29 protein-coding genes and 2 tRNA genes are annotated in these 24,832 nt (G+C 63.3%); 21 read left to right on the forward strand and 10 right to left on the reverse strand.

Annotation, left to right across the window (positions count from 1 at the left end; all coding sequences use genetic code 11):
- Positions 1-33: 33 nt before the first annotated feature.
- Both EKH81_RS11650 and EKH81_RS11655 read right to left on the reverse strand, forming a co-directional pair.
- Positions 34-969, reverse strand: coding sequence for a thiamine pyrophosphate-dependent enzyme (locus EKH81_RS11650; RefSeq protein WP_132057625.1), 936 nt, complete (start codon positions 967-969; stop codon positions 34-36).
- A 2-nt stretch (positions 970-971) separates the two neighbouring features.
- Positions 972-2,870, reverse strand: coding sequence for a 2-oxoacid:acceptor oxidoreductase subunit alpha (locus EKH81_RS11655; RefSeq protein WP_132057626.1), 1,899 nt, complete (start codon positions 2,868-2,870; stop codon positions 972-974).
- Positions 2,871-3,115: 245 nt separating this feature from the next.
- On the opposite strand from EKH81_RS11655, the gene EKH81_RS11660 reads away from it, so the two are divergent.
- Positions 3,116-6,547, forward strand: a complete 3,432-nt coding sequence (locus tag EKH81_RS11660) for a PKD domain-containing protein (RefSeq protein ID WP_132057627.1) — start codon at positions 3,116-3,118, stop codon at positions 6,545-6,547.
- Positions 6,548-6,818: 271 nt separating this feature from the next.
- Entirely contained in the window at positions 6,819-7,517 is a 699-nt protein-coding gene (locus EKH81_RS19580; RefSeq protein WP_238392173.1) for a hypothetical protein, read from the forward strand.
- 3 nt (positions 7,518-7,520) lie between these two features.
- Here the strand turns inward: EKH81_RS19580 and EKH81_RS11670 are convergent, their stop codons facing one another.
- Together EKH81_RS11670 and EKH81_RS11675 are read right to left on the reverse strand one after the other, a co-directional pair.
- The gene (locus EKH81_RS11670; RefSeq protein ID WP_132057628.1) at positions 7,521-7,733 is read right to left on the reverse strand and encodes a DUF7976 family protein; all 213 of its coding nucleotides are present in this window, start codon (positions 7,731-7,733) and stop codon (positions 7,521-7,523) included.
- Between the two features lie 3 nt (positions 7,734-7,736).
- The gene (locus tag EKH81_RS11675) at positions 7,737-8,771 is read right to left on the reverse strand and encodes an Mrp/NBP35 family ATP-binding protein (protein ID WP_132057629.1); all 1,035 of its coding nucleotides are present in this window, start codon (positions 8,769-8,771) and stop codon (positions 7,737-7,739) included.
- Between the two features lie 133 nt (positions 8,772-8,904).
- Here EKH81_RS11675 and EKH81_RS11680 point away from each other — a divergent pair, with 133 nt between their 5' ends.
- From EKH81_RS11680 to rpsB, 16 genes are all read left to right on the forward strand, one after another.
- Positions 8,905-9,111 (forward strand): TRAM domain-containing RNA chaperone, encoded by a 207-nt coding sequence (locus tag EKH81_RS11680; protein ID WP_132057630.1) that lies wholly within the window; start codon positions 8,905-8,907, stop codon positions 9,109-9,111.
- 105 nt (positions 9,112-9,216) lie between these two features.
- Positions 9,217-10,197: a GTP 3',8-cyclase MoaA gene (gene moaA / locus EKH81_RS11685; protein WP_132057631.1), complete on the forward strand. Its 981-nt coding sequence runs from the start codon at positions 9,217-9,219 to the stop codon at positions 10,195-10,197.
- Between the two features lie 125 nt (positions 10,198-10,322).
- A complete protein-coding gene (locus EKH81_RS11690) occupies positions 10,323-10,649 on the forward strand; it encodes a hypothetical protein (protein WP_132057632.1) in 327 nt (108 codons plus the stop codon).
- A 106-nt stretch (positions 10,650-10,755) separates the two neighbouring features.
- Positions 10,756-10,840 (forward strand) — tRNA-Ser (locus tag EKH81_RS11695).
- An 18-nt stretch (positions 10,841-10,858) separates the two neighbouring features.
- Positions 10,859-11,374, forward strand: a complete 516-nt coding sequence (locus EKH81_RS11700) for a 30S ribosomal protein S13 (RefSeq protein WP_132057633.1) — start codon at positions 10,859-10,861, stop codon at positions 11,372-11,374.
- The gene (locus tag EKH81_RS11705; protein WP_132057634.1) at positions 11,374-11,898 is read left to right on the forward strand and encodes a 30S ribosomal protein S4; all 525 of its coding nucleotides are present in this window, start codon (positions 11,374-11,376) and stop codon (positions 11,896-11,898) included. The genes EKH81_RS11700 and EKH81_RS11705 overlap by 1 nt, the downstream gene beginning before the upstream one ends.
- Positions 11,895-12,287, forward strand: coding sequence for a 30S ribosomal protein S11 (locus EKH81_RS11710; protein WP_132057635.1), 393 nt, complete (start codon positions 11,895-11,897; stop codon positions 12,285-12,287). The genes EKH81_RS11705 and EKH81_RS11710 overlap by 4 nt, the downstream gene beginning before the upstream one ends.
- A gap of 3 nt (positions 12,288-12,290) precedes the next feature.
- A complete protein-coding gene (locus EKH81_RS11715; protein ID WP_132057636.1) occupies positions 12,291-13,040 on the forward strand; it encodes a DNA-directed RNA polymerase subunit D in 750 nt (249 codons plus the stop codon).
- Positions 13,041-13,201: 161 nt separating this feature from the next.
- Positions 13,202-13,286 (forward strand) — tRNA-Leu (locus tag EKH81_RS11720).
- Between the two features lie 33 nt (positions 13,287-13,319).
- The gene (locus tag EKH81_RS11725; RefSeq protein WP_132057637.1) at positions 13,320-13,673 is read left to right on the forward strand and encodes a 50S ribosomal protein L18e; all 354 of its coding nucleotides are present in this window, start codon (positions 13,320-13,322) and stop codon (positions 13,671-13,673) included.
- Entirely contained in the window at positions 13,670-14,107 is a 438-nt protein-coding gene (locus EKH81_RS11730) for a 50S ribosomal protein L13 (protein WP_132057638.1), read from the forward strand. The genes EKH81_RS11725 and EKH81_RS11730 overlap by 4 nt, the downstream gene beginning before the upstream one ends.
- Positions 14,101-14,499: a 30S ribosomal protein S9 gene (locus EKH81_RS11735; protein ID WP_132057639.1), complete on the forward strand. Its 399-nt coding sequence runs from the start codon at positions 14,101-14,103 to the stop codon at positions 14,497-14,499. Before EKH81_RS11730 ends, EKH81_RS11735 begins: the two co-directional genes overlap by 7 nt.
- A gap of 47 nt (positions 14,500-14,546) precedes the next feature.
- Complete coding sequence (locus EKH81_RS11740) at positions 14,547-14,747, forward strand: DNA-directed RNA polymerase subunit N (protein WP_132057640.1); 201 nt, start codon at positions 14,547-14,549, stop codon at positions 14,745-14,747.
- Positions 14,747-14,926: a DNA-directed RNA polymerase subunit K gene (locus EKH81_RS11745; protein WP_132057641.1), complete on the forward strand. Its 180-nt coding sequence runs from the start codon at positions 14,747-14,749 to the stop codon at positions 14,924-14,926. The genes EKH81_RS11740 and EKH81_RS11745 overlap by 1 nt, the downstream gene beginning before the upstream one ends.
- Positions 14,923-16,128: a phosphopyruvate hydratase gene (gene eno, locus EKH81_RS11750; protein ID WP_132057642.1), complete on the forward strand. Its 1,206-nt coding sequence runs from the start codon at positions 14,923-14,925 to the stop codon at positions 16,126-16,128. Before EKH81_RS11745 ends, eno begins: the two co-directional genes overlap by 4 nt.
- Positions 16,125-16,922, forward strand: coding sequence for a 30S ribosomal protein S2 (rpsB, locus tag EKH81_RS11755; RefSeq protein WP_132057643.1), 798 nt, complete (start codon positions 16,125-16,127; stop codon positions 16,920-16,922). The genes eno and rpsB overlap by 4 nt, the downstream gene beginning before the upstream one ends.
- A gap of 679 nt (positions 16,923-17,601) precedes the next feature.
- Here the strand turns inward: rpsB and meaB are convergent.
- Both meaB and EKH81_RS11765 read right to left on the reverse strand, forming a co-directional pair.
- Positions 17,602-18,675, reverse strand: coding sequence for a methylmalonyl Co-A mutase-associated GTPase MeaB (gene meaB / locus EKH81_RS11760; RefSeq protein ID WP_132057644.1), 1,074 nt, complete (start codon positions 18,673-18,675; stop codon positions 17,602-17,604).
- Positions 18,672-19,088 carry a cobalamin B12-binding domain-containing protein gene (locus EKH81_RS11765; RefSeq protein ID WP_132057645.1) on the reverse strand — a complete coding sequence of 139 codons (417 nt, stop codon included), beginning with the start codon at positions 19,086-19,088 and terminating at the stop codon, positions 18,672-18,674. Before EKH81_RS11765 ends, meaB begins: the two co-directional genes overlap by 4 nt.
- 422 nt (positions 19,089-19,510) lie before the next feature.
- Here EKH81_RS11765 and EKH81_RS11770 point away from each other — a divergent pair, with 422 nt between their 5' ends.
- From EKH81_RS11770 to EKH81_RS11780, 3 genes are read left to right on the forward strand one after another with little or no spacing between them, the layout of a single operon-like run.
- Positions 19,511-20,128 (forward strand): DUF420 domain-containing protein, encoded by a 618-nt coding sequence (locus EKH81_RS11770; RefSeq protein ID WP_132057647.1) that lies wholly within the window; start codon positions 19,511-19,513, stop codon positions 20,126-20,128.
- Positions 20,125-21,000 carry a fructosamine kinase family protein gene (locus EKH81_RS11775; protein WP_132057648.1) on the forward strand — a complete coding sequence of 292 codons (876 nt, stop codon included), beginning with the start codon at positions 20,125-20,127 and terminating at the stop codon, positions 20,998-21,000. Before EKH81_RS11770 ends, EKH81_RS11775 begins: the two co-directional genes overlap by 4 nt.
- Positions 21,001-21,047: 47 nt before the next feature.
- Positions 21,048-21,584, forward strand: coding sequence for a hypothetical protein (locus EKH81_RS11780; RefSeq protein ID WP_132057649.1), 537 nt, complete (start codon positions 21,048-21,050; stop codon positions 21,582-21,584).
- 28 nt (positions 21,585-21,612) lie between these two features.
- Here the strand turns inward: EKH81_RS11780 and EKH81_RS11785 are convergent, their stop codons facing one another.
- The 4 genes from EKH81_RS11785 to EKH81_RS11800 all read right to left on the reverse strand — a co-directional run bounded on the left by EKH81_RS11785 (position 21,613) and on the right by EKH81_RS11800 (position 24,831).
- Positions 21,613-22,371 carry an ABC transporter permease gene (locus EKH81_RS11785; RefSeq protein WP_132057650.1) on the reverse strand — a complete coding sequence of 253 codons (759 nt, stop codon included), beginning with the start codon at positions 22,369-22,371 and terminating at the stop codon, positions 21,613-21,615.
- Complete coding sequence (locus EKH81_RS11790; protein ID WP_132057651.1) at positions 22,368-23,372, reverse strand: ABC transporter ATP-binding protein; 1,005 nt, start codon at positions 23,370-23,372, stop codon at positions 22,368-22,370. The genes EKH81_RS11785 and EKH81_RS11790 overlap by 4 nt, the downstream gene beginning before the upstream one ends.
- Before the next feature lie 56 nt (positions 23,373-23,428).
- Positions 23,429-24,052: a hypothetical protein gene (locus EKH81_RS11795; protein WP_132057652.1), complete on the reverse strand. Its 624-nt coding sequence runs from the start codon at positions 24,050-24,052 to the stop codon at positions 23,429-23,431.
- Between the two features lie 113 nt (positions 24,053-24,165).
- A complete protein-coding gene (locus tag EKH81_RS11800) occupies positions 24,166-24,831 on the reverse strand; it encodes a DUF7546 family protein (RefSeq protein ID WP_132057653.1) in 666 nt (221 codons plus the stop codon).
- Between the last annotated feature and the right edge of the window lies 1 nt (position 24,832).

Raw genomic sequence — 24,832 nt, forward strand, 5'->3', positions numbered from 1 at the left:
TTGTATCGCTCGAAAAAATGCGGTGCGGTCGGCTCAGCGGTGCCGGTCGAGCAGGTCGTAGCTGCGCTCCCACTCGTAATCGTCGTCGAAGTACCGCTCGGCCAGCGGTTCCTCGGGCATGTCGCCCGTGGCCTGCTTCTCCTGCTGGTAGGAGGGACGGTCGTCGTCCACGTAGAACCGACCCGTGAGGACTTCGCCCTCGTAGAGGGCGTCCTCGGCCTCGTACATCATCTCGGCCGCCTCACGGCGGTCGTGGATGTCGAAGTCGTAGTCGTCGCTGTCCTGAATGTCGATGTACGGGACGTACTGCTTCGCGTCCTTGTTCCACGTCGGACACTGCGTGAGGAAGTCGATGTGCGCGAAGCCGTCGTGCTCCATCGCCTCCGCGATGATTTCTTTCGCCTGGTTCGGGTTGACCGCCGCGGTTCGGGCGATGTACGACGCGCCCGAAGTCAGTCCGAGCGAGAGCGGCCGAATCGGACTCTTGGCGCTCCCGTGGGGCTGAGTCTTCGACTTGTGACCCTTCGGACTGGTCGGGGAGGTCTGGCCCTTCGTCAGCCCGAAAATCTCGTTGTCGAACACGATGTAGGTCATGTCGTGGTTCTCGCGGGCGGTGTGCATGAAGTGGTTCCCGCCGATGCCGTAGCCGTCGCCGTCACCGCCCGCCGCGATGACTTCGAGACCGGGGTTCGCGAGCTTCGCGGCGCGTGCCACCGGGAGCGACCGGCCGTGAATCGAGTGGAAGCCGTAGCTCCGGAAGTAGCTCGACAGCTTGCCCGAACAGCCGATACCCGTGACGAGGAGCGTCTCCTCGGGGGTGCGACCGACTTCCGGCATCGCCTGCTTCAGCGCCTTGAGGACGCCGAAGTCGCCACAGCCCGGACACCACGTCGCCTGGGGTTCGATTTCGGGCGTGAACTCGTCGCGGTCGATTTCGCGGTCTTCGCCGATTGCGTTGAATGCACTCATGATTAATCACCCGTTGCGGATTCGATGCGGACGTTGTAGTCGCCCACGTCGGCCTCCTCGCCGAGCCGTACTTCGAAGCCGGAGACGACCTCCGCTGGCTCGAAGGGGTTGCCGTCGTACTTGAGCAGGCTGTACAGTTTGTCGCCGAACCGGCCGAGTTGGCCCTGAATGTGTCGGCGGAACTGCGCGGTCGCGTTCATCTCCACGACCAGCGCCTCGTCCACGCTTTCGAGGAACGCAGTCACGTCGTCCTTCGCGAACGGCATGATGTCGCTGACGTTCATCGCCTTGACCGAGTGGCCCTCGTCGTTGAGGCGGTCCACCGCTTCCTCGGCGACGCCCTTCGTCGAGCCGAAGCTCAGGATGCCGTACTCGGCGTCCTCGGGTCCGTAGACGGCCTGATGGTCGGCGTTCTCCGAAAGCTCGTCCGCGATGGAGTCGAGCTTCGCCATCCGACGCTCCATCTGGAGGACGCGGTTCGTCGGGTCCTCGCTGATGTGGCCGACCTCGTTGTGCTCGTTGCCCGACGCGAGGTAGTTACCGCCCTTCTGGCCGGGGAGCGAGCGCGGACTGACGCCGTTCGCACCGCTCTCGGCGTCGTACATGAACCGCTTGAATCGGCCCGCTTCCTGGGCCGCGTCTTCGAGGTCCTCCTCGGTGACGATGCTCCCGAGGTCGGGGTTCGGCTCCTCGTCGAAGACCGACTCGGGCACGGTCTGGTGGCCGCCCGAGAGCTTCTGGTCGTAGATGACGATGGCCGGAATCTGGTAGTCGTACGCGAGCTCGAACGCCTTGCGTGTCTGCTCGTAACACTCCGCGGGGTCGCCCGGCGCGAACACCACGCGGTTCGAGTCGCCCTGCGAGGTGTACAGAACGTGTTCGAGGTCGCCCTGCTCGGGCTTGGTCGGCATCCCGGTCGAACCGCCAGCGCGCATCGATTCGACGAGCACGATGGGCGTCTCGGTCATCTCCGCGAGACCGAGCGGTTCGGACATCAGCGCGAAGCCGCCGCCCGACGACCCGGACATCGCCTTCGCGCCCGCGTGGCTCGCACCGATTGCGAGCGACGCCGCCGCGATTTCGTCTTCGACCTGCTCGGAGATACCGCCGAACTCCCCGAGATTCTGGGTCATGATGGTGTACACGTCGGTCCACGGCGTCATCGGATAGCCAGCGATGAACCGACAGCCCTCGTCGAGCGCGCCGTAGGCGATGCCGTGCGACCCGGAGACGAACACCGGCTCCTCGTCGTGGTCACCCGTGGGCGCGCGCAGGTCGTGCGTGAACTCGTAGTCCTCTTTGACGCCGTCGTAGGCGTCGTGGAGGATGGTGAGGTTGGCCTCCAGCACGTCGCCGCTCATCGCGTCCTCCATCAGTTCCTCGATGGGGTCGAGGTCGAGGTCGAGCAGCGCGGCGGTCGCGCCCACGCCCGCGGTGTTCCGCATGACTTCGCGGCCGTGTTCCTTGGCGAGACCTCGAAGGTCGAGGTCGTAGACGTGCCAGTCGTTCTCCTCGACGCGCTCGTCGAAGTTCTCGACTTCGTCAGTGTCGAGCAGTCCGGAGTCGTAAACGATGATTCCGCCTTCGCGGAGTTCGTCCAAGTTCTCCGAGAGCGGCTTTATCTCCTCGTTGCCGTAGTACGCCTGCTCCTGTGGGTTCCGGGCGAAACTATCGCCCAGCGCGAGCAGGAAGTTGTACCCGTCGCCCCGCGACTTCACTTCCTCGTCGCTCGCCCGAATCTCTACGTACGTGTGGCCGCCGCGGATGCGCGACGGATAGTGACGATGCGTGAAGACGTTCAGGCCCGACCGCATCAGGGCCTTCGCGAAGTTCTGGCTCGTGGAGTCGATTCCGTCGCCGGAACCGCCCGCGACTCGCCAGATGAGTTCGTCATTGGTCATATTGGTAGCTCACGGCCGTTAGGCCTAGTGTTTGAAGAATCGGGATGCACGCAGTAAAGCCTTTGCTATAGATTAGCAAGGAATTTTCGTGAGGGTTGGGCGATACTGGTAGATTTTCTACGTTTCTGAGCTATCGTCGGACTGTGAACGAAAGTGTGGGTCGAACTCTCGATTCCACCCCTATATTTTCCGCAAATTTAATCACGTAATTTTTTAAGTGAACGGGAGTCAAACCCGGCCCAAGAATGAGGACGCCGAGTTTCGCCGTTGTCACGGTCGTTGCCGCCGTCGCCGTGTTGCTTCTCACCGGTGCGACCGCCGGAGTCACCACCCCCGAGAACGAACCTCCGCTTCCCGATGCCGGACTCGACCAAGAGGTGACCCGGGGAGCGACCGTCCTGCTCGACGGAACCGAGTCCTACGACCCGGACGGGGACATCCAGACGCACGAGTGGACGATTCGAACCCCGGACGGCACGACGACGACACCGAACTGTGCGTCGTGCGCCGAAACGTCTTTCGACCCCGACGAGACCGGCCGCTATCGGGTCACGCTCACCGTCACCGACGACGAGGGGGCGACTCGCTCGGACACGCTCTACGTGGACGTCTCGCCCGGTGCAGACCCCGAGGTCTCGGTATCGGGAGAACAGGACTCGACTGCGGGGAGCGAAGAGACGTACACTGCCTCCTTCGAGACCGGAGCCGCGGCGCTCGACTACGTCGTTTGGACCGTCGATGGAACGGAAATCGCGAACCGCTCGCTCTCGGCCGACCAGTCATCCGACACCGTGACCAAGCGCTTCCCGACCTCGGGGTCGCGAACGATTACCGCCACCGTCTACGATGCGGACGGTCAATCGAGTACGGATTCTCTGCAAGCCACCGTTCGAAGCGACTCCGACCCGCCCGCCCAATCGCCGGACGACTCGTCTAAGACTGGTCCCGACACCGCAATTGCTGACCGAGTCTCCCCGACCGTAATCGGCGACGAGGTCGTGACGGGGTCCGAACCGCTCCGCGGCCACTACGAACTCCAGACGGATGCGTCCGAAAACCGCATCGAGTCCGTCGAGTGGCGGACGACGGCCGACCGGGTCGGAACGGGTCGGTCGTTGACGCGGACGTGGACTCCCGGCGACCACGAGATTTACGCGCTCGTCACGTATCGCGACGGCTCGGAGAACGTCGCCACGTTCGCCGACGACTCGACCGACGTTGTCGCCGACCCGCGACCCGAAGTGTCGGTCGATTCGCTCGACCGGTTCGGAGCGATTTCGGGTGAGGCCCTCGGCCTCGACGAGTACGGAAATCTCGAGACGGTACGCGTCGAAGTCGGTGGTGACGTCGTCGCGACTACGCAACCGACGCGACCGGGGCAACGTGGGAACACCGACCGACAGATACTACGGTTCTCTCAGTCGGAATTTACCCCGGGCGAGCGCCATCGAGTGACGGTCGTCGCTACCGACGAACGAGGGCAGGTCTCGGAGACCAGTACCGAGATCGTGCCAGTGAAAGAACCCGAGATCGTTCGGTCGGAGTTCGTCAACGGGCCGGTGGACTCGTACCACGAGCGTATCGACCCGAGTCGCTATACAGCGCGTCACGTGCTGGAGATTGATTTGAATGGTGTCGATCCGGAAAATTTGACAATAAATCATTACTCTAGGAAGTCTGTTGAGCGAGTGAATCACAAATCTTCTCGTCAATCAAACTATATTGAAGAAAATGACACAATCTTCGTAAAGACGCTTTGGAAAGCAGACTATCCTGGGAATTATGACATAGATGCAGAATATATTGTGGAAAATAAACAAGAATCATGGTGGAAGGAGGATACTTCTTATTTTGAGGTCACTCCAAGCAAACCCGAACTCCGTCTCGATGTCGTCAATGATGGAACGAAAGATTACATCACACGAGAACACGGCATCGTCGTAGATGCGAGCGACTCCTTCGACCCTGACAAAACCGAGCTAAAATACATCTGGCAGTACGGTGCGAAGCCGACGAAACCCGACAACACGACCGCGAAGTTTAGTGCCTACGAAAGAGCCGCGAGCATCGTGGAGGACGAGCACGACCTTCGAACGAAGCGTGATTTCGACTTCCTCGAATACTTTGTTCCTGAAATCGAGGAGACGGAGGTCCTAGACGAGACGCCGTACTACGCTGACGAAACTGTTCGCGTTCGTGTGAAGACGGAAGCGTACGGCCTCTCGAAACGAACCTACTACGAGGATTTCGAGCTCGGACTCTCCGTTGGTCATCCGGATGCGAAAGTTATCGAATGGAAAGCAGTCGAAGCAACGGACAGCAGCCACTCGGACGCGACCGAAGACGCGTATCGATACGTGGGACTCCTCGAGATTCCTGCCTCGGCGTTATCTGGAGGTTCTTCGCCACCAACAATAGCAGTTTACAACGAAGAGAACACGCAAAAAGAGCACGAAGTGGAACTCCCAACTGAGAGCGTGTGGGAGAAGGACGGTCAGTATTGGACGAACCTCACCGTGAGCGACATGACGTACGTCGTCGAAGAACCGGAATTCGACGAAGTAACCGTCGATTCCACGGACGAGCGTAATCGGTATCAACGTCGTGGATATTCGGTCGAAGAGAAGGAACAGGAGACGGAATATGCGCTTCAAGAGCGCGTCAAGGTCCAAGACGCCGAATACGAGACTGAAACGAAAACGTTCGACTCGCGACGAATGCGAGATGCGCTTCTCGCATCTCAAGACGAGTGGTATCCCGGTGGAACGTCCGAAGAGGAGATCACGCGGACGGAAGTTGATACCGAGTGGCGAGACAGCGTCAAACCAAAGTGGCGGGATTCGAACCGATGGAACGGCGAATTTACGGGGCAGACGCGCCAAAAGAAGGTGAGGCCTGCAGAGTATCAGATCGAAAAACAGTACGAATACGATAAAGAGGTCGAGAAAACGGGGACAAAAACGGTCACGAGGACGAGGACGGTGTCGGTTCGCCGCACCGGAACGCGAACAGTGACGCGGTGTCTCGACTTCGGGTGTTACGAAACGACAGAGACGTACACGTACTACGACACCGAGACTCGTACGTACACCACAACGCGGTCGTACACGTACACGGTCACGAGGACAAAGACGTACTGGGCACCTTCGAAGACGGACTCAGACCATCGGGCGACTGGTGAGACTCGACGCGTCAAACTGAGGGATGCGGTCTACGAGACCCAGTACGAAATCGAGGAAAAGAGTCGGTACACCGACACCAAAACGGTCTACGAAGCCCAGCGGGACGTGCTTACGCAACCTGCAGAGTACGATTGGAGACCCGTAGAAACAACTGGAGATAGACAACACGCATACAAAAAGGCCCAACGAGACGAGGATTTACGGATCGGCCAAACGAACACCGATACCTCTTGGGACCTTCGGAAGCAGACCGGTAGTACTCGCCACGAGCAGGCGACTTACACCAACGAGAGTCAGGTGGTCGAAACTTCGGCTGTCGTAGAGGGTGACGTTGTTCAGCGGTACGTCCGCAAGGACTCTGGGGAGGAACGAACAAAGCGGGTTTCCGAACAGACTGAAGAATTCACATTCGATGATGTGAAAGATCGTTGGGATATACTCGACAGACTTCGCCAGCCCAATATAAATTCAAGAAACCAGAAGTTAAATAGATAAGATTAAATAAAAAGATAAAATTTATTGTGGTGCACACATGGATGTGATAAAATGTTGCTTTGTACTGATAGCTTTATTTCTCTTGTGTGGATTCTCAACGTCAGTTGTTAGTGAAGTCGGTATGACCCAAGAAACAAATCTCTCCAGAACAGTCGCAGATTCAACGGGGATGTTGTACGAGGTTGATTTCAACCCAAACAATTCTACATTGAGTATAGGTATTACTAACCCTACATCACGAGATGGAGACCATACAGCATACACCGTAACAGTGGATGAACAACGCGTCCACAGCGCCGATTACAGACTCGACCAGAACGAAAGCCGAACCAACGAAGTGAATATCACGCCGGGACTCAACGCCAATCAAGACAATCACACCGTCACGTTCTCGACGTACGGCAATGCCACGCAGTTCAATTTCACGCGTGAAATTAACTCCAGTGATTCCGGTCCCGTGCCAACACCCCACATCACAGACGTAGAGGTGACGAGCGGCACCGTCAAAGGAGAATCCTCTGCGGTGGCGAACGTCACCATCGCTAACCCCTCGAAGCAACTCTACAGCACCAAGCTCATGGTCCACACCGTCAGAACCGATGGGAGCCTCTATCCCGCGTCAGTTCGCCCCGGCGACTCGCGCACTATCACGGTCGAACTGCTCGACGAGGATGGAACCGAAATCGCTGGCGAAGCACGCCTTTACACGGGCAACATGTCCACGCAAGAAGGTGCAATCGACCAGGTAGAGTTCGCCGGACAGGCCGGAAGCGACACATCGACGTGGAACACGTCGTACGAGCCAGTCCGGCCGACGTGGATGGACGACAATTACGAGTACGAAAACGCCAGCTACGAACCACCCTTGGACGAAAAGCTGAGTCGTGGGTACGACTTTGCTGGCGTTCCGTTGATCTACTTCCCGGTCGCGCTCCTCGTCGGAGGCATCGCACTGCGAAAACTTCGGTAGGACTTACGACTCTTTCGTCCGCAGAATCTCGCGCATATTCAGGTAGATGTCCTTCGGCGAAGTCTCCTCGTCGGGGTCGTAGAGGTCGCTGACGCGATAGAGCATCGCGGAGACTTGCTCGCTCTCGGAGGAGTCGCCGCGAACGTCCTCGGCGATTTCTCGGAGCGTCTCGACGCGCTCCGGGTCCGGTGTGTGCGTTTCGTGGTCCTGAGTCATGGGCTACTGTTGGGTCCTGCGTTTGATAATCCCGACGTTGTTGGCGACGTTCTCCGTGAGGACACGGAAGGCGTCGCCCGTCTCGCTGTCCTCGTCGAGGACAATTGGCTTGCCTTCGTCGCCGCCGGTTCGGACCGACGGGTCGATGGGAATCGACCCGAGGAACGGCATGTCGTTGTCCTCGGCGAACTTCGCGCCGCCGCCGCGCCCGAAGATGTCGTGTTCGTTCCCGCAGTCCGGGCACCGAAACGTGGACATATTTTCGGCGATGCCGAGGACGTTGGTGTCGTGGCGACCGAACATCCGGAGTCCCTTCCGAGCGTCGTCGATGGCGACCGCTTGAGGTGTCGTGACGACGACCGCACCCGTGACCGGGACGCTCTGGAGCAGGGTGAGCTGGGCGTCGCCGGTTCCCGGCGGAAGGTCCACGACCATGTAATCGAGGTGCCCCCACTCGACGTCCTCCCAAAGTTGGGTGAGGACCTTGTGGACCATCGGGCCCCGCCAGATGACGGGGTCGTCCTCGCCGACGAGGAACGCCATGCTCATCAGTTTCACGCCGAACTTCTCGGGTGGAATCATGGTGTCGTCCTCGGTTGCTCTGGGCACTTCGTCGGCGTCCACCATCCGGGGGACGTTCGGACCGTACACGTCGGCGTCGAACAGGCCGACGCGCGCGCCGAGTTGTGAGAGGCCCGCCGCGATGTTGACCGCGACGGTGGATTTGCCGACACCGCCCTTTCCGGAGGCGACCGCGATGATGTTCTCGACGTTCGGCAGGATTTGTTCGTCAGCCGAGAGGTCGTCGTCCACGTTCGCGGTGAGGTTCGCCTCCAGTCCCTCGTCGGCGAGGACCGCTCGGACGCGGTTCGCGATTTGGGTTTCGTGCGGGGAGTACGGCGCACCGAGCGCGAGTGAGATGTCGGCGGTGTCGCCCTCGACCGACACGTCGTTGACGAGGTTCAACGAGACGATGTCGTCACCGAGGTCGGGGTCCTCGACCCGTCGGAGCAGGTCGCGTACGGCGGATTCGTCCATGCGGGCGAGTACGGGCCGACCGAGCGATAAGGCTTGTGGACGACGAACTGGATTCGGTTACTTCGAGCGTTTCGGGGCGGCGAGCGGCGTCACGCACCCATTACTTAACCTCGAAGAACACGTGTTCAAGGGCATGCCCGACCGCGAATCGGCCCCGGTCGAAGTCGGCGAACACTACTCGGTCGAAATCGAAGACCTCGGGAGCGAGGGCGACGGCGTCGCCCGAATCGGCTCGTTCGTCGTGTTCGTTCCCGACGCGGACATCGGTGACCGCGTGGACATTCGAATCGAGCGCGTCGGCGGGAATCACGCGACTGCCACCGTGGTCGAAGGGGATTGAAATTGTGAGTCGCCTCACGACCTGTGGCGGCGTAACTAAATTCGGTTACGAAACCCCGTTCTTCCCCCGCGATTTTAAGGGTTCGCACGCGAAAGCTTCAACGTAATGTTGGAGGACGACTTCGGGCGCGAGGTTTCCGGGGTGCGAATTTCGCTCACCGACCGATGTAATTTCGACTGCGTCTACTGTCACAACGAGGGGCTCGGCGACACTCGCGGCCCGATGGACCCGCAGGACGGGGAGATGACGGCCGACGAGGTCGTTCGATTTCTGGAGGTGGCTCGGGAGTTCGACGTCGAGAAGGTGAAGTTCACCGGGGGCGAGCCGATGCTCCGTGAGGACTTAGAGGAGATAATCCGCCGGACGCCCGACGAGATGGAAGTGTCGATGACCACCAACGGCACGTTCCTGCCGGGTCGCGCGCCCGACCTCGTGGACGCCGGACTGGAGCGAGTGAACGTCTCCCAAGACGCGCTCGACCCGAAGGCGTTCGCCGAGGTGACGAAGAGCGGCGCGTACGACAGAGTGATGGAGGGGGTCGAGGCGGCGCTCGACGCCGGACTCGACCCGGTGAAGCTCAACATGGTCGTCTTCGAGAAGACCGCGGGCTACGTGCCGGAAATGGTCGAGCACGTCGCTGAAAACGACGGACTACAGCTTCAGCTCATCGAGTACATGCCGGAGTTGACGGGCAAGCCCGAGTGGGCAATCGACATCGAGCGCGTTCACGGCTGGCTCGAAGAGCAGGCCGAGGAGGTCGAGATTCGGCGGATGCACGGTCGGCGCCGGTACTGGGTCGGCGGGTCGGCAGAGTCGGGCGAGGGCGGAATGGTAGAAATCGTGGACCCCGTGGAGAACGAGAGCTTCTGCGCGAACTGCCATCGCGTGCGCGTCACGCACGAAGGATACCTCAAGGGGTGTCTGAATCGAAACGACGACCTCAGACCGATGGGCGAGATGACCAAGCCCGAGATTCGCGAGACGTTCCGCGAGACGGTCGCGAACCGGGTGCCGTACTACGGCGAGTACATGGTCCGGGGCGACGACGACGAGTGGGAAATCAACGACGAGTACATCGAAGCCTGATTTTCGAGGGATTCGAGCGTCGTTTTCGAGGAATTCGGGTCCAGATCGAGGAGTTCGGAACCAGCCTGCGGGCCGCGAGGTCTCGCGGCCCGCAGGCTTAACCGGATTCCAAGCGTTTCGCCGGTATGAGCGACCTCGTCGAAATCCTCGGTGACGTGGACGTGGACGACCACCTCCGGGTGACACTGGACGACGGAACCGAGTTCGAAGGGTGGGCGAGTCCCGTCGATTACGTGCCCGAGGAGTCGCTGCGAATCGAAGTTCGACCAGAGGGCGGGACGACCGACCGCTACGAAATAAGCGCGGCGTACGACGACGGATGGACCGACCCGACGGTGCGCCACGCGGAAGCCGACGCCGAGAGCGGGTCGTGGGGGGACCTCGGGGGAGTCGAGGGCGTCGAAGTGGAATCGGAGAGCGGGCAGATGCAGGGTCGAACGGACGCGCCGTAGCTTCCTCGATTCGTTGCGTTTATATAGGTACCGCGGATAGGTTTGGATGCAAACCTGTAGGGGCGTCGGGTCCCGAGTCCGGAAGGGCGAAAATGAATGCACGCGTGTCGAGGTAGCCTAGTCTGGCCCACGGCGCAGGGTTGCTAACTCTGTGGCGTCAAGCCTCGAGGGTTCGAATCCCTCCCTCGACGCTTTCAACACATCAAACTATGAGCACGGAAGAACCACAGGAGGAAGACGAGGACCTCCAGTACTTCGTCCGCATCGGTCGAACAGACCTCGATGGGACGAAATCTGTCGAGCGGTCCCTGTCCGAGATGAACGGGATCGGTCGCCGAGCGGCGCGCATCATCGCCGACAAGGCGGGCGTTGACCGAACGGCGACGTTCGGCCGCCTCGACCAGGAGACTATCGACACGGTCGTCGAGACCGTCGAGAGTTTCGCCGACGAGGTCCCCGAATGGCTCACGAACCATCGCAACGACTACTTCTCCGGTGAGACGACTCACGAGATCGGCAACGACCTCCAGATGAGCCGTCGCCAGGACATCAACCGGATGAAGATGATTGACTCGTACCGAGGCGTCCGCCACAAGCGCGGCCAGAAGGTCCGCGGGCAGCGAACCCGTTCGACCGGCCGTACCGAGGGCACCATCGGCGTCAACGTCGAGGAAATCAAAGAAGAACAGGCCGCCGAAGAGGCCGCCGAGGAGGGTGACGAATAATGGCGCTCGGACAGAACACCAAGTTCTACGAGACGCCGAACCACCCGTTCCAGGGCGAGCGAATCTCCGAGGAGCACAGCCTCCTCGACCGCTACGGGCTTCACAACAAAGAGGAGCTGTGGCGCGCCCAGAGTGAGCTTCGCGGCTACCGCCGCGAAGCCCGGAACATCCTCGCACAGCGAGCGCAGGGCGAGGCCGACGCCACCGAGGGCGAGGAGTTCGTCGGTCGCCTCAAGCGACTCGGCATCCTCGACGACGGCGACGAACTCGACGACGTGCTGTTGCTCGACGTGACCGACGTCCTGGAGCGCCGTCTCCAGACCGTCGCGTACCGAAAGGGGCTGGCCCAGACGCCACAGCAGGCGCGCCAGTTCGTGGTCCACGGACACGTCACCGTCGAAGGACAGCGCGTTCAGGCACCGTCCCGAAAGGTCGAGGTCGCCGAACAGGACACCGTCACGTTCGACGAGAACAGTCCGCTGGCCGACGACCTGCATCCCGCGAGAGCGGAGGGTAACGAATGAGCGCAAACGACGACGAAAAATGGGGCGTAGCCCACGTTCACGCATCGTTTAACAACACCATCATCACGGTCACCGACCTGACCGGCGCGGAGACAATCGCGAAGTCCTCCGGCGGAACCGTCGTCAAGCAGAACCGCGACGAGTCCTCGCCGTACGCGGCCATGCAGATGGCCGAGACAGTCGCCGAGGAGGTCAAAGCCGCTGGCATCGAGGGCGTTCACGTCCGCGTGCGCGGCCCCGGCGGGAATCTCCAGCAGAACCCCGGACCGGGCGCACAGGCGACGATTCGTGCGCTCGCCCGTGCGGGTCTCGAAATCGGTCGCATCGAAGACGTGACCCCGATTCCCCACGACGGCACGCGCGCGCCCAAAGGCAAGAGTGGATTCTAACCCATGACCGAGGACTTCGACGTTGAGTTCATCGAACGCGGGGACCGGAAGTCGCGGTTCCTCGTCCGGGGCGTGACCCCGGCGTTCGCCAACGGGATTCGGCGGGCCATCGTCGCCGACGTGCCGACGCTCTCGATAGATTCGGTGCGGTTCATCGAGAACTCGTCGGTCATGTTCGACGAGCAAATCGGGCTTCGGCTGGGTCTCGTCCCCCTCAGCACGCCGCTGGGCGAGTTCGAGGAGGGCGACAGCGTCACCCTCAGTCTCGACGTGTCGGGACCGGGGACCGCCTACTCGGGCGACCTCGTGAGTTCCGACGAGATGGTCCAACCGGCCGACGACAACGTCCCCATCATCGACCTGAAGGACGACCAGCGCCTCGAACTCGAGGCCGACGCCGTCCTCTCGACGGGGAAGGACCACGCCAAACACCAGGGCGGCGTGGCGGTCGGCTACCGACATCTCCAGCGCGTGGAAGTCGTCGGTGACCGCGACGAGTACGACGACGCCGAGGAGACGAACATCATCCGCGGCGTGATAGCCGACGACGGCGAACTCGTCCCGACCGAGTCGTTCGACCACGACCTCACCAACCGGTATCCCGGAAAGGAGGTCGAGGTCCACGACGTGGACGGCGCGTTCGTCTTCCACGTCGAGACCGACGGCTCGCTCTCGATAGACGAAATCGTCACCGAAGCCGCCGAATCCATCGGCGCTCGCGCGGACGAACTCGAACAAGCGGTACAGCTTTAGAACCATGCAGGCCACTTCGAACCACGTTTCGGCGCTCGCGCCCGGCAGAGAGCGGAGCGACCGTCCTCCCGTCGGGCGAACCCCGAGTTACATCGAAACTGGTTTGAAGGGCCACCCAGTACACACTGATGCCCACGAAGGGGCGCACGTGTGTTCTACGTGCAGGGATAGCCAAGTCAGGCCAACGGCGCAGCGTTCAGGGCGCTGTCTCGTAGGAGTCCGCAGGTTCAAATCCTGCTCCCTGCACTTCAGTTCTCATTCCAATCAGGAGGCAGTAGTATGAGTAAGACAAATCCGAGGCTCACCAGTCTCATCGCCGAGCTGAAGTCGGAGGCCCGCGATTCGGGCGCCGACGTGTGGAGTACTGTTGCGGACCGCCTCGAGAAGCCCCGGAGCACGCACGCGGAAGTCAACCTCGGTCGTATCGAACGATACGCCCAGGAAGACGAAACCGTCATCGTGCCCGGTAAGGTTCTCGGAAGCGGTGCCATACGGAAAAACGTCACCGTCGCCGCAGTGGACTTCTCGTCCACGGCGGAGACGAAGATTCAGCAGGCAGACGGTGAGACTCTTGAACTTGAACAGGCAATCGAACAGAACCCCGACGGGACGAACGTGCGGGTGATTCGATGAGTATCGCAGAATTCGACGCCAACGTCGTAGTCGATGCCCGCGACTGTATCCTCGGTCGCGTGGCGAGTCAGGTCGCACAGCGCGCCCTCGACGGCGAGCGCGTCGCGGTCGTCAACGCCGAAGACGCAATCATCACGGGGAGCAAAGACGACGTGATGGAGACGTACGAGACCCGCGCCAACCTCGGTTCGGACCGCGGTCCGTACTACCCCAAGCGCCCCGACATGATATTCAAGCGAGCGATTCGCGGCATGCTTCCCTACAAGAAGGCCCGCGGGCGCGAGGCGTTCGAGAACGTCCGCGTCTACGTCGGCAATCCCTACGACGACGACGGCGAGATACTTGAGGGAACGTCGCTCGACCGACTCTCGAACATCCGATTCGTCCAACTGGGCGAAGTCAGCGAAAACTTAGGTGCTAACGTCACATGGTAACGAACACCAGTGGAAAGAAGAAGACGGCCATCGCCCGCGCCACCGTCACCGAGGGCGAGGGTCGCGTGCGAATCAATTCCCGACCAGTCGAACTCGTCGAACCCGAGATGGCCCGCCTCAAGATGCTCGAACCGTTCCGCATCGCGGGCGACGACCGGCGAGACGCCGTCGACGTCGAAATCGACGTGCAGGGCGGCGGCATCAGCGGGCAGGCCGACGCGGTCCGCACCGCCATCGCCCGCGGGCTGGTCCAGCACAGCAACGACGCCGAACTCCGTGACGCGTTCATCGAGTTCGACCGCTCGCTGCTGGTCAACGACTCCCGGCGCTCCGAGCCCAAGAAGTGGGGCGGCCCCGGCGCTCGCGCTCGATACCAGAAGTCTTACCGTTGATTACCATGACAGGAAACCCGAACTCGATTACGGAGGCACGATAACCCATGATGGTACCAGTCCGCTGTTTCACGTGCGGTAAAGTCGTCGGGGAGTACTGGGAGGAGTTCAAGGCGCGCTCCGAGACGAAAGAGGGCGACGAGGACCCCGATAAGGTCCTCGACGAACTCGGCGTCGAGCGTCAGTGCTGCCGTCGGATGCTCGTCTCGCACAAGGACCTCGTGGACATCGTCTCACCCTACCAGTAATGGCTCAGCAACGTTACTCCCGATACGAGAAGGCACGCATCATCGGGTCGCGCGCCCTGCAAGTGTCGTACGGCGCGCCCGTGCTGGTCGAGACCGACCAGACCGAACCCATCCTCATCGCGGCCGAGGAGTACGACGCTGGCGTCCTTCCGTTCACGGTTCGACGAGGCCAGCGATGACGTTGGTCAGCGACGTTCGACTCCGCCAGATTCTCGACTCGCGCGGGAATCGCACTGTTGAAGCCGACGTCGTGACCGAGAGCGGCGGATTCGGCCGGGCGGCCGCACCCAGCGGCGCTTCGACCGGCGAGTACGAGGCAATCGAACTCGACCCCGGCCAAGCCATCGCTTCGGCCCGCGAACACGCTGTCCCTCGCTTAGAGGGGAAGGTGTTCGTCGGCGACCAGCGCGACGTGGACCGCACGCTTCGGGCGGCCGACGCCACCGACGATTTCTCTGAAATCGGCGCGAACAGCGCTGTCGCCATCAGCATGGCCGCCGCGAAGGCCGCGACCGACGTGCTCGGCACGCCGCTGTACCAGCACCTCGGCGGCGCGTTCCGCGGGGACTCGCTCCCGACGCCGCTGGGTAACGTCATCGGTGGCGGTGAACACGCCGCGGACGCGACCGCGATTCAGGAGTTTCTCGCCGCGCCGGTCGGCGCGCCGAACGTCCAAGACGCGGTGTTCGCGAACGCCGCGGTCCACGCCGAAGTCGGCGACCTGCTCGACGAGCGAGGAATCGCCGCCGGGAAGGGCGACGAAGGCGCGTGGGCACCCTCTATCGACGACGCCCAGGCGTTCGAGTTGATGGCCGAGGCGACCGACGCGGTCGAAGACGAGTTCGGCTTCGAAATCCGATTCGGTCTCGACGTGGCCGCCTCCGAGATGTTCGAGGACGGCGAGTACCACTACCGAGACGAGACGCGCGACACCGACGAGCAAATCGCGCACATCGCCGACCTCACAGACGAGTACGACCTCGCGTACGTCGAGGACCCGCTCGACGAGGACGACTACGACGGCTTCGCCGAACTCACCGAGCAGGTCGGCGACCGGACGCTAATCTGTGGCGACGACTTGTTCGTCACCAACGTCGAGCGACTTCGAACGGGCATCGAGCGGGGCGCGGCCAACTCGATTCTGGTCAAGCCGAATCAAATCGGCACGCTGTCGGACGCCTTCGACGCCGTGGAACTCGCGGTCGAGAACGGCTACCAGCCGGTCATCTCCCACCGGAGCGGAGAGACCGAGGACACAACCATCGCACACCTCGCCGTGGCGACCGCCGCGCCGTACATCAAGACGGGCACGGTCGGCGGCGAGCGAACCGCCAAGCTGAACGAACTCATTCGCATCGAGCAGAACGTTTCACAACTATGAGCGAAAACGAGAGCGAACAGGTAGAAGAAGAAGGCCTCGAAGCCGCCGAATCGGAGACCGACCTCGAACCCGAGGGCGAATCCGGTGCGGAGCCGTCGGTAGACCCCGACGACGACGTGGCGGCACAGGCTGACGAGGAGGAAACGACGGCGGCCGACGAGGCCGAAGACGAGGGACCGAACCTCGACGAGAACGTGATGGAAAACCAGGAGGAAGCCGACCTCCTCATCCCGGTCGAGGACTACCTCGGCGCTGGCGTCCACATCGGTACTCAGCAGAAGACCCAGGACATGGAGCGGTTCATCCACCGCGTTCGAACCGACGGTCTCTACGTCCTCGACGTGTCGAAGACCGACGAGCGAATCCGCATCGCCGCGGACTTCCTCGCGAACTACAACCCCGAGCAGGTGCTCGTCACCTCCTCGCGCCAGTACGGTCGGTTCCCGGCCGAGAAGTTCGCCGAGGCCGTGGGGGCTCGCGCCCGCACGGGACGGTTCATCCCCGGTACGCTCACCAATCCGAAGTACGACGGCTACATCGAACCGGACGTGCTGGTCGTGACCGACCCCATCGGCGACGCACAGGCCGTCAAGGAGGCCATCACGGTCGGCATCCCGGTCATCGCGATGTGCGACTCGAACAACAACACCAGCAACGTGGACCTCGTGGTCCCGACGAACAACAAGGGTCGCAAGGCGCTGTCGGTCGTCTACTGGCTACTCGCCAACGAGACGCTCGACCGCCGCGGTGCAGAGCCGACCTACGGTCTCGACGACTTCGAGAGCGGCATCTGAGTTGGGTTGTTGGAATTTTGGAGCGGGCGTTTTTGTAGGGTGTTTTCGTGAGGTGTTTCGGTTTTGCGTAGTCGTGGCTGTGTTCTGAGTGGTCGTGGGATTCTGTACGAAGCCAGCTACTTCCGATACGGGTAGTAGAACCTCATCTTTCGAAAACTGGGAGAGTATACGTGGAGCTTCGGACACTGGGAGAGAATACGTGAGGCTAGCTACTCCCGGTACCTATGAGGACCGCACCGCGACAGCCACACGCCTCCCCAACCGATTCCTTCGTTCGCGCCTTCGGCGCGTCACTCAGTCATCCCTCGCGCGTCTCGGCGCGCTACGAGAGCGCGCCGGCACGCGCCGTGACCCACGGACGAGGATTCGCGTGATTCGACTGATTTCGTGGCGCGTGCGGTCGCACCCCTCGTGGGTGCGACAAACCGCGCGAGGGATGACCGAACGAGTGAAACGAGTGAGGAAATCGGTTGGGGAGGGTGTGGCTGTCGCGGTGCGGTTTCCCCGAGGTACCGGAAGCAGGTCGATTCGTACTGAATATCGCGACTGCGGCGCGGCTGACCGAGACGTAGTCGTGTACCCGGAGTAGGTAGCTTCGTACTGAATATCCTCGAACCTCCACCGCGACCGAAACTCCTGCTGTTACTGATACCGACCACCGAAAACAGACGCATCCAAATTACGAGTCGTCCAGACACCCTTCGAGCGGGTCGATGACTTCGTCGGCAACCGAGTAGGGGTCGGTCTCGCGGGCCATCACGCCCGCGACGAGTTCCGCCATCCCGCCCCGTCGCTCGATTTCGTCCTCCAGCAGTTCCCCCACATCGTCGCGCAGCAGATTTCGAATCTCCTCGGCGTACCGCGTTCGGGCCTTGGCTTCGAGGCGACCCGAGCGTTCGAGATACGCGCGATGGTCGGCGAGCGTCTCCACGAACTCCGGAACGCCGTCGCCGTCTTTGGCGACCGTCTCGACGATTCGAGGGTCCCAGCGTTCGCGCTCGTCGTCGCCGTCTTCGCTGTCTTCGCTTCCGCCCTGACTCCGACTCGCGCCGTGGTGGCCCGTCGAGAGGGTCGCGGCGCGGTCGTCGCGCATGTGGAGCATCTCGCGGAGTTCTTGGACCGTGCGGTCCGCGCCGTCGAGGTCGGCCTTGTTGACCACGAACACGTCGCCGATTTCGAGGATGCCCGCTTTGAGCATCTGGACGTTGTCGCCCGATTCGGGCGGGACGAGGACAGCGACCGTGTCGGCGGTCTTCACGACGTCTATCTCGTTCTGGCCCGCGCCAACGGTCTCGATGAGAATCTTGTCCTTGCCGAAGGCGTCGAGCGCCTTGACGGCGTCGGTCGTCGCGGTCGAGAGGCCGCCGAGCGTCCCGCGGGCAGACATCGACCGGAAGAACACGTCCATGTCGCCGACGTTGCTCGCCATCCGGATGCGGTCGCCCAGCACCGCGCCGCCGGTGAACGGTGAGGAGGGGTCCACCGCGATGACGCCGACGGTCTCGCCGCGCTCGCGGTAGTAGTTCGCCACCTTGTCCACCAAGGTTGATTTGCCAGCGCCCGGACTCCCGGTGATGCCGACGACTTCGCTACTGCCGGTGTGGTCGTGGAGCGCCGAGACGAGGTCGCGGTAGCCGGGGTCGCGGTTCTCGATTTTGGTGATGACCCTGGCGAGCGCGCGGTGTTTGCCCGCGAGCAGGTCGTCCAAGAGGTCGGCGTGTTCGCCGCCGATGCGTCCGGTGTCGCCGGTCATCGTCGCGGGGCGTTCTCGCGGACGAACTCGATGGTCTCTTCCATCGGCGTGCCGGGGCCGAACACCTCGGCGACCCCCATCTCCTTGAGTTCGGCCTTGTCGTCGTCCGGAACGACCCCGCCGACGAGGATGAGAGTGTCTTCGAACGCGTCGTACTCCTTGAGACCCTCGATGACCTTCGGGACGAGGGTGTTGTGTGCGCCCGAGAGGATGGAGATACCGAGCACGTTCACGTCCTCTTGGACCGCGGCCTGCACGATTTCGTCCGGCGCGTTGTGAAGCCCCGAGTAGATGACTTCGAATCCGGCGTCCCGGAACGCGCGAGCGATGACGTGCGCTCCCCGGTCGTGGCCGTCGAGACCGACCTTGGCGACGAGGCATCGAATCGACTGCTGGTCCGAATCTGCGCTCATACCCCACAGTTCCGTCCGTTCGCGTTTCACTTTAACGGAAATATTTGCCAACTTCGGTTGGACTCCTGCAAGTGGATTTGGAGACGACTTGTGCTGGTGTCCTTCCGAATCGGCGCGCGCTGGCGCGACCTCGTGTCGCGCCACCGTCGCGCGAGGGACGAGTAGCGCAGGCCTCCGGCCGAGCAACGCAGGAGGCTGGGGAGGTGTGAGGCCTGCGGTCGCGGTGCTGTGCGGTTCTCAGAGGTACCGGGAGTAGCTAGCCGCAAAAGGGAACTCACTATTTTTCCGTCTCCGTCTCCGTCTCCGTCTCCGTCTCCGTCTCCGTCTCCGTCTCCGTCTCCGTCTCCCCGCAACCCCACCGCTGATAGCCCTGCAAGCACCAGACAGGAACGCACTTACGAAAGTAGTCCCAACCTCGAATTATGGCAACTGCAACCGCGAAGCGCCGGGTCAAGGACAATCCGCGCGCCGCGACCGTCGTCCTCTCGGTCATCGGCTACGTCCTCGTCCTCGGGACGTTCGCAGGCCTGCTTCCCATCTACCCCGAACTCGACCGGGCGACCGTGGACCTGCTGAGTCACGCCATCGCGGTCGTGAACACGGTCGCGCTGACCGCGCTCCTGCTCGGGTGGCGGTGGATTCGTCAGGGCGAGATTCGCAAGCACCGGGCCGCGATGCTCACCGCGTTCTCGCTCATCCTCGCGTTCCTCGTCATCTACCTCGTGAAGGTGGGCGGGGGCGGCGAGAAGTCCATCGACGTGACCGGACTCGTCTACTACGCCTACCTCCTGATGCTCGCGATTCACATCTTCCTCTCGGTCGTCTCCGTTCCCGTGGTGGTGTACGCCGTCGTGCTCGGCCTGACCCACACGCCCGAGGAGCTACGGGACACCGCCCACGCTCGAATCGGTCGCATCGCGGCCGCGGCGTGGAGTCTGAGCCTCGCCCTCGGCATCGTGACGTATCTCATGCTCAACCACATCTACGGCGTCGACGAGTACATGGCTGCGCTCGTGCCCGTCCTCGCGCTCCGGCGATGACCGAGAACGGCAATTCTCTCCGTTCCCAAGTGGCCGACGCGCTCGGATGCCCGGTCGAGTCCGCCCGCGAACTCGACGGCGGGGAGGTCGGCCGGGTGGTCCGCGTGACGCTGGCTGACGGCCGCCGCGTCGTCGCCAAGACGAGCGACACGCCCCTCGACGTGGAGGCCGACATGCTCGAATTCCTCGGAAGGCGCGGCCTCCCGATTCCGGAACTCCACCACCGGAGTGCGGACCTGCTCGTGATGGCGTACGTTGAGGGCGATGGGAATCTCACGCCGAGCGCGGAGGCCGACGTGGCCCGTCACCTCGCGGCGCTCCACGAGGAGCGACCCGAAAACCCCGCGAACTGCGGCGACTTCGGCTTCCCGTTCGACACGCTCGACGGCCCGTACCGCCAGCCGAATCCGTGGACCGACTCGTGGGTCGCGTTCTACCGTGACCACCGACTCCGCCGGATGGCGGAGAAGGCCCGAAACGCGGGCCTCCTCTCGGCCGACATCGCCGAGCGAATCGAGCGCCTCGCGGGAAATCTCGATTCGTGGCTCCCCGAGTCGCCACCCGCCGCCCTGCTCCACGGCGACGTGTGGGCCAACAACGTCGTCGTGCGAGACGGGGCGATCCGGGCGTTTCTCGACCCGGCGTGTTACTTCGGACACGCCGAAGTCGAACTCGCGTACGTGGACTTCGGGAGCGCGCTCGGCGACACCTTCTTCGAGACCTACCGCGAGGAGTGCGGCATCGACCCGGGGTTCTTCGATGGTCGATGCGAAATCTATCAGCTCTATCCCCTGCTTGTCCACCTGCTGTACTTCGAGGACGAGGGCTACGCCTCCGAAATCGACCGCACACTCGACGCGGTCGGGTACTGAAATACAAAACCACTAACACGTCTCGTCCCGAACGGTTTATTCGACAGATGCTCGACGAATGGGAGTTCCGGACCGACCGCGGTCGCGGCGAAGTCTCCGGCGGTGCGCTCCGAGTCGAGAACTCGCTCGTGGGGGTGGCCCGAAAGCGGTTGCGTGACCGGAACGGATTCTTTGTCGTCTTCTCGACGCTCACGACGCTCGTGGGAGTCCCGCGAATCCTCGACGCCGGGCGAAGTCTGATTGCAGGGAACCTCGGACTCCCCGAGGGGCTCCTGCTCGTGGGCCTCGCCGTCGCCGTACTCGCGCTGGCTTGGCGGGTTCGCTGGTCCACGACCGTTCCCCTCCATCGAGTCCAATCTGCCGAGCGCGTCGATGACGAACGGATTCGCGTGACCTACACCGACGGCGGCGACGCCGACGACACCGACAACTTCGAAATCGAGACGCCGACCGAAGACGACGCCGACGAGGCCCTCGAAATTCTCCGGCTGAAGGGCGTCGACGGTGAGACGGCGGCCGAATCCGACGGGCCGAACTCCCGCTACGCCGCCGTCCGAGAGCGACTTTCGAAGCTTCGCGAGTGACCTCCTCGCGAGTGAGTCGGTCAGTCGCTCAGTCGGTCTCGGGAATCGCGTAGGCTCCGGCCGCGAAGAACGCGAGCGCTAACCCCGCGAGAACGAGCAGGTCGCCGCCGAACGCGCCACCCGAGAACGTCAACTCCCGGACCCCGCGAGCGAAGTACGTCAGCGGCGAGAGGTCCATCGCAGGTCGGAACCACGCGGGCAGGAGGTCGGGAGTCACGAACGTCTCCGAGAGGAACAGAAGCGGGAGCGCGATGGCGTTGCTCGCGGCGATGACGCCGTCTTGGGAATCGGCCGTGCTTCCGAGAACCGCGCCGAGTCCGCAGAACACGACGGACGCGAGCGCGACGAACGCCGCGACGAGCAGGAGGCTGACCGGCCCGAGCGTGAGCGTCGCGTCGGTCACGAGCGCCATCAGGCCGAGGATGATGAGTCCCGCGAGACCGATGATGGCGGCGTTGACGAGCGTGTGAGCCAACAACCACTCAGCGCGCGTCAGCGGCGTGGTCGCGAGTTTCTCGAAGCGGTTGCCCTCGCGGTGGCGCGCCACCGTGCTTCCGACTCGCGAGAGCGGCGTGAACAGCACGACCACCGCGAGGTAGCCCGGCAGGTAGTAGCCCGCAGGCTCGGCGAACAGGCCGCCGCCGCCGGGGTTCGTCCCGACCAGCACCGCGAAGATGAGGATGAGGATGACCGGGAAGAAGAACGTGAAGAACACCGCGGTCCGCCGCCGGACGAACGAGTGCCACGCCGCGGTCGCCTCCGCCCGGACCCGACTCGCGGCCGTCATCGGTCGCCCTCCGCGACGGCGGTCTCGCCGTGGTTTTCGCCCACGTCGTCGTTCATTCCGGCGAGGGCGGTCGGGTCGCCGTCGGCGACCGACCGCCCGGCGAGTTCGAGGAAGGCGTCTTCGAGGTCGGGTTCCGTCCAGGCCAGCGCGTCGTACGCGACCGCCTCGGCGTCGAGCGCGGCGACGACTTCGCCGATGTCCTCGGGGGAGACGCCCCGGACCACGAGACTGTCGTCGGTCGTCTCGACCTCGAAGCCCGCGTCGGCGAGCGCGGACGCCGCGGCGTCCGCGCTCGCGGGGATGTCGGTGGTATCGGTCGTTAGGTCCACCACGACCCGTGTTCGCCCGCCGAACTCGGCCACGAGTTCGGCGGGCGACCCGACCGCGACGAGGCGGCCGTCGGCGAGCAGGCCGACCCTGTCGGCGAGTCGCTCGGCTTCGGCCATGTCGTGGGTCGTCAGGAACACCGTCGTTCCGCTCGCGGCGAGGTCCTCGACGAGGCTCCACAGCGCGCGCCGCCCCGCGGGGTCGATACCGGTCGTGGGTTCGTCGAGAAATAGCACGTCGGGGTCGTTGACGAGCGCGGTCCCCACGCAGGTCCGGCGCTGCTGGCCGCCCGAGAGCTTCTCGTACCACGTCGCGTCGTCGTCCATCCCGACCGATTCGAGGACCGAACCGGGGTCCCGGGCCTCGTCGTACAGTCCCGCGTAGTACGCCACGAGTTCGCGCGCGGTCAGGCGCTCGGGCGGGTCGAACGACTGTGGGAGCAAGCCGAGTCGGGACCGGTCGAGGTTTCGGGGGTGGTCGCCGAGCACCGACACCGACCCCGAATCGAGCGTCGTCGTGCCCGTGAGCGCCCGGACCAGCGTGGTCTTGCCCGCGCCGTTCGGGCCGACGAGCGCGAACACCTCGCCCGCGCCCACCGAGAGCGAGACGCCGTCGAGCGCCGCGGTGTCGCCGTACTCTCTGCGGAGTCCCTCGGCGACGATTGCGTCGGTCATAATCGAGGGTTAGTCGGTTCGCAGGTAAGGAGTTCGGTTTCGGAGCTATTCGTCCATCAACCCCTCCTTCCGGCGCTCGAACTCCTCGGTGTCGATGAGGCCGCGCGCGCGTGGGCTTCGCCGAGTCGTTCGAGTCGCTCGCGCTGGCTCTGCGAATCGCTCGCGGTCTCCTCGGAGTCCATCCCGTCACCCCCGGTGTCGGGCGTCTCCTGCTTGTGACGGTACGTCGCGTACTCGACCGCGCGCTCGACCGCGTCCCGGTCGAACTTGGTCGGTGTCCAGAGATGGTAGCTCGTGCCCTCGAACGCGAGTTCGACCCGGTGGCGGCGGACGGCCCGGTGGTAGCTCGCGGACGAAACCGATTCGTACGCCAGACTGAGCGTCTTGTCCTCGTCGCCGACGCCGACGACGAGACACACTCGGAGGTCGGTGAACAGGAACACGCCGCCGCGGTCGGGCGAGACGGTCGCTTCCGGGCCGCCGATACCGACGCCTTTCTCGTCGGCGTCGAACAGGAATTTCGGCTCCTCGCCGCGCACGAGGCGTCCGACCACCGGCGTTCGGAGACCGGAGACCGCGTCGGCACTCCCGGAGAGGCGGTCGGCGGTCACCGAGTCGTGGTCGGCCCGCGACGCGAACATCGACGCCAGTCCGCGGGCGTCCTCGCCAGACGGTGGCATGGCGACTCGACGCACAGTTCGGCGTCCGACCGCATGTATCTATCTCGAATTATCATCTGGAATAATGACCGACGGCGCGGCCGACTCCGACGCTGGCGGTCGATTTCTCTCGGTCACTTCCCCACGGTCGGCCGCCAGTACAGCAGCCCGACGGTGAGGACGAACACGACGGTTCCGAGCGCGTACGACCACTCGTTGGCCGCCGTGGCGACCGCACTGCCAGCGCCCGCGACGCCCGTGAAGACGGTCGCCAGTACGGGCCACGTACAGCTCACGCACGACAATAGCCCTAGCGCTCCAGAAATCGCCGACCCCGCCGCGTCGAGGACCGTGGCGTAGACCAGATACGCGAGCGCGGCGTAGCCCACCAGATTGTACGGCATCAGCGCGAGCGTCACCGTCTCGCCCGCGTAGGTCAGCGCGGGACCCCATCCCGGCGGGAGCCACGCGACCCGCCACCCGAGCGCGTGGTGACTGCCGAAACCGACGATTCCGCCGGCGTACGCGAGAACGAGGAAGTAGCCGACCGCGAGCGCGCCGCCGAGGTAGCGCGCGCGGGTCGAACGAGCGACCGGATTCGTTCGAACGAGCGCCCAGACGCTCACGTTCAGCCAGACGAACGGGTAGACGAGGTAGCGAAACTCATCGACCTGCACGTCGGCGAGGAGGAGGTACGCGATGGTGACGACGAGTTCGGTGTTGACGAGTAGGCCCGCCCAGAGGAGCGTGTCTCGGCTCGGGCGAAATCGGCCGAGGTCGAAGTCGATGGTTCGGGTCATG

Source organism: Halorussus amylolyticus (genome assembly GCF_004143485.2).
Lineage (GTDB): Archaea > Halobacteriota > Halobacteria > Halobacteriales > Haladaptataceae > Halorussus > Halorussus amylolyticus.